Annotated in this window: 8 protein-coding genes; all 8 read right to left on the minus strand. The window is 37.3% G+C overall.

Going from position 1 to position 8333, the window contains the following annotated elements; translation table 11 throughout:
* Nucleotides 1–2 precede the first annotated feature (2 nt).
* A complete protein-coding gene (locus tag IKV95_RS04955; RefSeq protein ID WP_287451461.1) occupies nucleotides 3–2600 on the minus strand; it encodes an alpha-mannosidase in 2598 nt (865 codons plus the stop codon).
* 20 nt (nucleotides 2601–2620) lie between these two features.
* On the minus strand, nucleotides 2621–3721 hold the full coding sequence (locus IKV95_RS04960) for a PTS fructose transporter subunit IIC (protein ID WP_096699156.1): 1101 nt from the start codon (nucleotides 3719–3721) through the stop codon (nucleotides 2621–2623).
* Nucleotides 3722–3754: 33 nt separating this feature from the next.
* Nucleotides 3755–4072 (minus strand): PTS fructose transporter subunit IIB, encoded by a 318-nt coding sequence (locus IKV95_RS04965; protein WP_029092064.1) that lies wholly within the window; start codon nucleotides 4070–4072, stop codon nucleotides 3755–3757.
* A 1-nt stretch (nucleotide 4073) separates the two neighbouring features.
* A complete protein-coding gene (locus IKV95_RS04970; RefSeq protein WP_069125477.1) occupies nucleotides 4074–4532 on the minus strand; it encodes a PTS sugar transporter subunit IIA in 459 nt (152 codons plus the stop codon).
* Nucleotides 4522–6495: a BglG family transcription antiterminator gene (locus IKV95_RS04975; RefSeq protein WP_287451462.1), complete on the minus strand. Its 1974-nt coding sequence runs from the start codon at nucleotides 6493–6495 to the stop codon at nucleotides 4522–4524. The genes IKV95_RS04970 and IKV95_RS04975 overlap by 11 nt, the downstream gene beginning before the upstream one ends.
* A 189-nt stretch (nucleotides 6496–6684) precedes the next feature.
* A complete protein-coding gene (locus IKV95_RS04980) occupies nucleotides 6685–7122 on the minus strand; it encodes a GNAT family N-acetyltransferase (protein WP_069125480.1) in 438 nt (145 codons plus the stop codon).
* A 60-nt stretch (nucleotides 7123–7182) separates the two neighbouring features.
* Entirely contained in the window at nucleotides 7183–7542 is a 360-nt protein-coding gene (locus tag IKV95_RS04985) for a GIY-YIG nuclease family protein (protein ID WP_029092068.1), read from the minus strand.
* Between the two features lie 19 nt (nucleotides 7543–7561).
* On the minus strand, nucleotides 7562–8281 hold the full coding sequence (locus tag IKV95_RS04990) for a DUF2087 domain-containing protein (protein WP_287451463.1): 720 nt from the start codon (nucleotides 8279–8281) through the stop codon (nucleotides 7562–7564).
* Between the last annotated feature and the right edge of the window lie 52 nt (nucleotides 8282–8333).

Here is an 8333-nt window from a genome sequence, read left to right on the forward strand (position 1 = left end):
AACTAAAATTTTATTTTTAACGTTAAACTATCATATGCAGGAACTTCAAAATTTTGTTCTTGTCTTGTTTCTATGGCGTTAACGACTATTACTTTACTCAAATCTAGCGTGCTTGTATCTAACGGGAAGGTTGTCTTTGTGGGGTTTTGCACACGCACAATCCAACTATCCGCATCATAATATGAGGGATGACAGGCTGTTACTAACGTATTATCTGGGAATCTGATGATTTCTAACCGTTGTGCCAAATTCAGTAAACGTTCTGATTTTTGAATTTTATTATCGATACGATGCAAGAAAAAATTAAGTGTTTGATGTTGATAATCAATATTTTCTTGTTCATATGCTGCTGCTAATTCTGCAGTGTTTTGTTCATCAAACGCCGCTTCTGCCACATAAAAACCAAATTCAAAACAATGCTCTCCACGTAATTGTGACTCTTCGGTTGGAATAAAGACATGACCTCGTTTTGTTGTATCACCAGATGCACGACCTGGACGATATAATAAATCGGGTTTACCTAATTGGCCGGTTGTCGCTAATAACGTCACACAAATTTGATGGCGTGACACTTCATATTCTTTGATCCCTTTAGTTAAAACGGTAAAGACGTTCTCTTCATCTGACATCGACACACTTTTATCTAGCGGTTCGATATTCACTGGGCGTTCAACATAATTTTTTTCCCAATCGGGCACGTCACGATTTTCGCGTGTTACAAAGCCAAAAGGCAACGACGCAATACTTTGTTCATTCGCAATGTCTGTTTGAAACAACACACGTAAACGATGACTATCCACTTGATTGTTCACACGTAAAGCGCTTTGAATAATTGAGCTGCCTGTTGCTAGTTCTATCGTCAATTCCACAGCAACCTCGCCTGTTTCTTGTGTATCGATACGTTGTTCTAAATTAAGTGGTAACTGATAGGTTGCCGTTAAAATCAAGCGTGAGAAAGTGGGTGATTCTTCCACTCTCGCATGATCAAACCCTAATAACAAAGCTTGTTCGTTTTCTAAAGGTGAGAAATCATAGGTGTCGCCGTTATTGCCAATATCCTCTAATTGAATCACATTCTCTATAATTTTTCCAGAAGCTAAATGTAAATTGAGTTGCTTATTCTCGAAAACAAGCGTGTAGTTTTCATTCCCAATTTGCTTTGCCTCAGTGGGTACAATCGCTTGCAATTCGTTTTCTACATTTGCAAATTCAATCACTTTATAGCCTAAAGCTGGTAATTCTACAGCAATACGTACTTTTAAAATAAAGTAACCCGGTTCTTGAATAAAGATATTACCGTTAGGTGTTTCTTGCATGATATTATCACGTGCGGCAACAAATTCTTCTGCAATGATAGTCGCATCTCGATGATTCACAAATTGAATGTCTTTTGTTTCAGTAATCACCGTGATTGTTTTATAGCCGTTGAATACTGTCAAGTCTGTGTTAAAGATGATAACTTCTTTATCTGTTAAAGCTAAATCATCTGCAATTTTCTTAACAATTGTATTCTCAATACTATCGGCCATTTCGTTAGCCTCTTTCATTCGGTGCATAATATCTTCTGCCACAGCATCAGATACACAGCCTGCTAAACTATCGTGCGCTTGACCTTCTAACACTTTTTTCCAAATTAACATTAACAATCGTTCTGAAATATTGATGCCACATGCTTTGGCAATGACTAATAACGGTTCAATTCGCTTCAATAATTTTTGTTCCATGTGATAGTTTGCTACTTTAATGTTCATCCGGCTTGAACCAATTGTTTTATGCACACGTGCCAATTTTGGCTCACGAAATTCACCTTGATACTGTTCCAATTCTGGTAATGTTTCAACATAGGCTATGAAGTCTTGATATGTGCTCATTTGATAGTCATGTTGACCAATTTCATTTAACCCTGCGATTTTATCACTAAAATCATGAATAATATTTAATTGATCATTCCCTGATGGAATTAAGACTTCCTCCGTTTGACTCCGTTCAGCAATAAAATCAATCGCAGGATCTAAACGTCCCTCAGCAAAAGCACTGCTTGCTTCCAACAACATTCCCGTACCATAACCATGGGGCATGTTAATCGCCGTTACCTCTCGATTTTCTGCTAAGCCGCGCCATTTAAAATAAGGTGACGTAACTTGTGTACCTAAATCAATCCCACGCCAGAAAATCAATGATTTGAAGCCCACTTGATTCAATAAAGTCGGTATTTGCGCATTGAAACCAAACGTATCTGGTAAATAGCCTATCGGTAAATAATCGCCGTATTTTTTACTATCAAAAATCCCAATCATCGCATTGCGTAAAATGGATTCCCCTTGCGTGAAAAAGGCATCTGTTTGTGTATACCATGGGCCGATAAACAATTGTTTATCAGCGACTAATTGGCGGATGGCCTCTAACTTATCAGGATGCAACGTCATGTAGTCATCTAAAATCGAAATCTGTCCGTCCAGTACAAAGGTTGCTTCAGGATGTGCTAACAACTCTTCAATCACCTCTGTAAACAATTGTTCACTGAGTACTAATGAATCCGCTGAAGTAAAGTACCATTCACGATCCCAATGCGTATGATTGACAATATGTGCTTTCGTCATAATAACCTCCTATTGTTAATTTATGCTTCCCACTCTGCTTCATCAATATCATCAATGACTGTTTCTTCATCTACAATCACTGGGTTTCCACGTAAGAGTATCGTTAATCCTGCTACTACAAATGTACCGACTGCGATAGAAAGAACGTAGATTGGCCACATTTCAACTGTGAACCAGCCATAAAAACCGCTGATTGGCGCTTTATTAACCGAACCTAAACCAACTGCTAATGCACTACCAATTGCGGAACCGATCACAGTGACTGGCATAACTTTTAGTGGTGATTCAACTGCAAATGGAATTGCACCCTCACTGATACCCACAAAGCCCATGACTAATGAAGATTTACCCGCTTCGCGCAATTCTGTGTTATATTTACGTTTCGCTAAAATTGTCGCTAAACCTAAACCAAGTGGTGGAATAATAATCGCAACTTGTGCCGCTGTGTTCGGTGCATAGATCCCTGTTGTTAACAATGCCATTGCTGTTGTGACTGCTGCTTTGTTAACAGGTCCACCTAAGTCAAACCCAACCATACCACCGATAATTGCTGCCATTAAAATTTGGTTTGTACCTGAAAGACCATTTAACCAGTTTTCTAAGCCTGTATTTAAACTTGCAAACGGGATACCTACAACGTAGTTAATTAAAAGAACGGTAATCAATGTACCAAATACGGGTACGATAAAGACGGGAACAACGGATGCCGCTGCTTTTGGTAATTTTACATATTTCTTTAACAATAAACAGGTATAACCTGCAATTAAACCGGCTGCTAAAGCACCTAGGAAACCAGCACCAATATCTTTTACTAACATCCCAGCAACTAAACCTGGGGCAATTGCTAACTTATCGGAAATTGAGTACCCAATAAAAGCTGCGATTACAGGGAACATTAACCCTAATGCCATGCCCCCAAAACCATCTAAGCTATGTAACAAACGAATTAAGTTGTTAGCACTTTCAGCATGCTTCGCATCCCAAATATCTGTAATGCCATAAATAGAACCACCCACGCGTGATATTGCCATTATAACTGCCCCTGCAATAACCAATGGAATCATATACGAAATCCCTGTTAGTACGTGTTTTTTTAGTTCACTCCCAATTGTTTTCATCATTATCTTCATCCTCATTTCCCTATTTTAGTGGTATTAGTTATCAACTAAATTTAAAGCATCTTGAATCACTTTTTGACCATCTTTAATTGGTGCATTCACAGGTACTTCTAAAATGTGTTTTCCAGCAAAACGTTCTTTGTCACGAACTTTGGTATCCACTGCAAAGATAACAACTTCGGCAATTCCTGCATCTTTTTCCGTGAGCGCATTCTCAATCCCCAATGCCCCTTGCGTTTCGACCTTAATAAGGACATCCATTTGTTTTGCTGCTTTCTTGAGCGCTTGAGCGGCCATAAATGTATGAGCCACCCCTGTTGCACATGCTGTAATTGCGATTACTTTTCTTTTCATATTATTCATCCCCTTTACTTAATATTGTGAGTACTGCTTCCGGTGTTGTTGCTTCTTTCAATGCTGCGACGATATCATCATCCATTAATTTTGTGGCAATTTCGGATAATAAACGTAAATGACCATCGGTTTTATCCGCATCACTGATTGCCAATAATATAAGTAAGTTAACAGGTTCATCATCCAATGATTCCCATTCAATATCCTGTGACGTCCTCGCGAATACAATCGTGGATTCCGTTACTGTGGTACTTTTACCATGAGGAATAGCAATCGCATTGCCAATCCCAGTTGTGGCATGTGTTTCACGTTCTAGTACAGACGCTAAAAACACTTCCGCATCTGCTACAAAACCAGCATGTGCTAATTTTTGACTGATCTCACCGATGACTTCTTCTTTTTTTGTGCCTTGTAAATCAAATAAAACATTTTGTTTTTTTAGAATTTCTTCAACTTTCATACGTATCACCCTTCATTAATAATTGATATAGTGTGTCGTTTGTTCGTGCTGCTGTTAATTGTTGGAGGTTATGTTCGTTATCTAATAAATTGAAAAAGGCTTCATACACACGCTCAAAGTCCAATGTTTGATCATTTTGTAAAGCGATGAAAAAGACTTTATCAACCATGATGTCACCCCATAAAAGAGGTTCAACTAATGTCATCACAACAATGTTTGATTTTTGAATGAAACGTGGGTCAGCATGCGGGGTTGCTAATGCATTGAACGACGTATACGAAAGGACTTCGCGTTGAATCGCACTCTCAATAACACCCTCTGTCGCATAGCCCTTTGCAATTAAATCAGTACCAATCGCCTGAATCACATCTTCCATTGTTTTAAAGTCAGCTTGTGCATAACAATTTTCTTCGCGTAATAATGATAAAAAAGGATTAATCCCTGCAGGCGTTGCATGTTTTAACTGCACCAAACTCTGTTCCATTATTTTAATATCTTCGCGTGTCATCATCGGTGAAACAACAATGGTCGGCATATCCATGAACTCCAGATAAATGGTACTGATGACAACATCTGATGTAATATCCTTGTCCATTGCCTCTTGTAATGAATAAATTGCTTTAATATCAATATCTGGAAAATACTTCCGAATCCGTGCAGCTAGTAACTGTGCTGAACCTAATCCTGTGCTGCAAACAAGTACTGCTGATATGCCTTTTTTAGCACTTGGTAACCGTTCATAAAACGCTTCAAAATGCAGCGCAATATAAGCTGTTTCATCATCGTCAATCATCACAAAATACTCTTTTTCGATAATCGCCTTAAACCTAACGGCTTCTTCAAACGCGTGTGTAAAGTTGAATTTAATACTTTCAACATAAGGGTTCTTAATACTAAAACCATACGTTAACCGATTGATAGCAGATTGAATATGTGTCATCAAACCTTCAATTAATTGTCCATCGTAACTTGAATGCGTGAAATGTTGTTTGATAATGCCACGTAAACGTTTGATAGTGTCTGTTGTATCCGTTTGTTTATTCGGTGTGAGTAAGTGATCAGAAGCTGCCGCTAAGTGAATCGTTATGTATGATATTTCTGATTCGGGAATAATGATAGCCAATTCATCCTCAATCATTTTTGCTAAATAATGTGCCTTTTCGATACTATCGGTATCATCGCTAGACAAGAAATGTTTAGCTTCATCATGGATGTATTCACCTTGTTTAATTCGTTCGACTGCAATAGCTAGATGAATCACAATCGATTGAAAAGCATAATCAGTAAACTTAAACTGTTTGCTTTCACTAAAGGCTTTTACAATTTTAATTATTTTCTTTAAACTATCCTCTGAAAATAAACTTTGAACTTCTTCAGGTATAATTTCAAATGCTTGTCGTGCTTTTTCTGCATCTTTTGATAGGTGCCAATTTTCTCCCCAAAAGTTATGTATTAACAATGAAGTTAAACGACGTTTTTCATCTTCTGTGACAGTCAGCCTGATCCCATATCCTTTACGACGCTCTAGTATAAAACGTTCTTGTCTAAGCAAACGCTCCACGATAATTAAATCGCTTTCGATCGTCCCTCGACTGATATAAAGTTCTTCTGCTAAATCAGTCATTGTAATATAGCCTTCTGCTTTAATTAGCTGGATAAAAATAAAAGTGATGCGTTCTTCTTTTGTCGAGGGAACCATTTTAGTTTGATAGTCCATCACATTGATAACGCTGCGAATTTCTTTTAAATCACCGTCAATAAAGACGCCAACCTTAGGTTTCCGAACGACTGAAAGCTTATAGTCTTGTAGAAAATCATCAATCACTTTTAGTGAATTGGAAACTGTCTTTTCAGACAAATTCATAAACTCAGCAATGTGTTTCACTGTCGTGACTTCTTTTTTCAATAGATATTGTAAGATGCGTTTTTCCCGACTGTCTGTATCCATTGATAACGCTTTCATTTTGTTCCCCTCCCTTAATTACATAATAGTATAGAATAGCTTTTTTCCATACAGCTAAAGTTACCGTTTTTAATACGGTAATTTTGTCAAATGCCTTATTTGATGCCATCAAAAAAACATAAAGACACTACTTATCGCTATTATAAGCGTAACAGTGCTTTATGTCCTATCTTATTTTGATATGAATAGCTAGTCCTTAGTCTTCGTCCATTTCATGACTAACGCCGCTTCATTTGTGTCTTCATCGTGTTTCTCTGCTGTGATAACAAAGTCTTCACGTTGGTAAAAAGCGATTGCCTTTGTATTCTTTTGGTACACTTCTAACAATAATTCTGAACTGTGAGCCTTCGCTGAGTCCAGTAATAACTTACCGATTCCATTTGATTGGCTGGCGCTATCAACGAAAATACCCGCAATAAAAGTTGCCATCGTCCCAATAAAACCTTCTATCTTATGTGTTTGCTTATTTTCAGCTACCATAATAGTGGCTTGTGGTAACAGCTCTTTTACGTTTTCAAAATTACTTTCCCAATAACTTTTAGCAATATAATGATGTGCTTCATAATTTGTTTTAAGCCAAATCAGCATCAGCTCATCTAAATCACTTGGTTTAAAAGGTCTAATCATTTCTTGCCCTCAATTCTCTTTAAGTCAAGTTATACTTCTAATTTAGAGTCTTTATATACATTAATCGCGCAACGGCTTATTATAGCCTTTTTCATCAAATGGTTGTAATTTTTCGAACCATTCTTTTTTTAGTTGCTTTAACTCAAACTTCATATCAATGACATCATCTGTCTTTTTCTCCCATAATACTTCGTAACTGAATGCCGTTTCACCTTGTTCATTCCAATCCGTTTGCAAATCGGTATGACGGTAAAAGTTGTTGCAAAGATTTAACTTATAAAAATGCCAACGATTCTTTGTATTTGGGACTGTATCAAGAAAAATTTTACCATTATGATTATTCTTTATTTGAATGACACCGTAATAGGTTGTCATTTCTTTGTATTCGCGTTGTAACGCTTTTTTCCGTTCATTATCCATTAAATTTCCTCCTTTAATTTTAAGAACAACGCCAGTATGTCCGTCCATCTGCTGTCCGATCTAAAAAGCCATATTCTATTAAATAGCGGCGCAATATCACATAGTCAAAGTAAATATCTTTTAGAAGGGCTGTCGTTTCTTTATCTGTGTAGTGTTTGTTGTGCTGAAATTCTTCAATCACACGATGCAAAAGTGTGATAATAACTTTTTGTTGTTTTGGCCAACGTCGCAACTCTAAACGGTCATTGCTAAAATCAAAATAACGTTTGACTGTTGCCGTATACTCTTCCTCTGTTATAGCAAAACGCGCATCAACATCAACATCCATTGCTCGTTCAGGCACCGCTAAAAGCGACACTTCAGTTTGCTCAAAACACATTTCATACGTTGCCAAATACAATTTTGCTTGCTTTGCTTTCTCACGAAATGTAAAACGTTGGTGACGAATCGTTGCGGGTGATACACCCATTTCAGTAGCAATCGCCTTATCTTTTGCTCCACTGCTAAAAACAACTAATAAGGCGCGCTGTTTTTCCGTTAACGTATTGTATTTACTATCCAATTGGATTAATTGTAGATGATTTGGACCGTGCAGTGTTTTAAGATGTGCTGCCATCAATTCTGGGGATTCCTTTTGCATCAAAGGAAATACACAATCACAATAATTACAATGCAATTGTTGATTTTGCTCATGGTACCCCTGTTTAAGCTCATTAAGGCTTAATTCCAATAAATTCATACCCTCAACTCCTCACACTATTATTATATAACGTTTACTAAAATTGTCAACA

It is taken from the genome of Brochothrix sp. (assembly GCF_017549435.1).
Classification (GTDB): domain Bacteria; phylum Bacillota; class Bacilli; order Lactobacillales; family Listeriaceae; genus Brochothrix; species Brochothrix thermosphacta.

Excerpts from the sequence above, each read along its gene's own strand:
- IKV95_RS04955 (WP_287451461.1), bottom strand. The coding sequence starts at position 2,600 with ATGACGAAAGCACATATTGTCAATCATACGCATTGGGATCGTGAATGG.
- IKV95_RS04960 (WP_096699156.1), bottom strand. The coding sequence starts at position 3,721 with ATGATGAAAACAATTGGGAGTGAACTAAAAAAACACGTACTAACAGGG.
- IKV95_RS04965 (WP_029092064.1), bottom strand. The coding sequence starts at position 4,072 with ATGAAAAGAAAAGTAATCGCAATTACAGCATGTGCAACAGGGGTGGCT.
- IKV95_RS04970 (WP_069125477.1), bottom strand. The coding sequence starts at position 4,532 with ATGAAAGTTGAAGAAATTCTAAAAAAACAAAATGTTTTATTTGATTTA.
- IKV95_RS04975 (WP_287451462.1), bottom strand. The coding sequence starts at position 6,495 with ATGAAAGCGTTATCAATGGATACAGACAGTCGGGAAAAACGCATCTTA.
- IKV95_RS04980 (WP_069125480.1), bottom strand. The coding sequence starts at position 7,122 with ATGATTAGACCTTTTAAACCAAGTGATTTAGATGAGCTGATGCTGATT.
- IKV95_RS04985 (WP_029092068.1), bottom strand. The coding sequence starts at position 7,542 with ATGGATAATGAACGGAAAAAAGCGTTACAACGCGAATACAAAGAAATG.
- IKV95_RS04990 (WP_287451463.1), bottom strand. The coding sequence starts at position 8,281 with ATGAATTTATTGGAATTAAGCCTTAATGAGCTTAAACAGGGGTACCAT.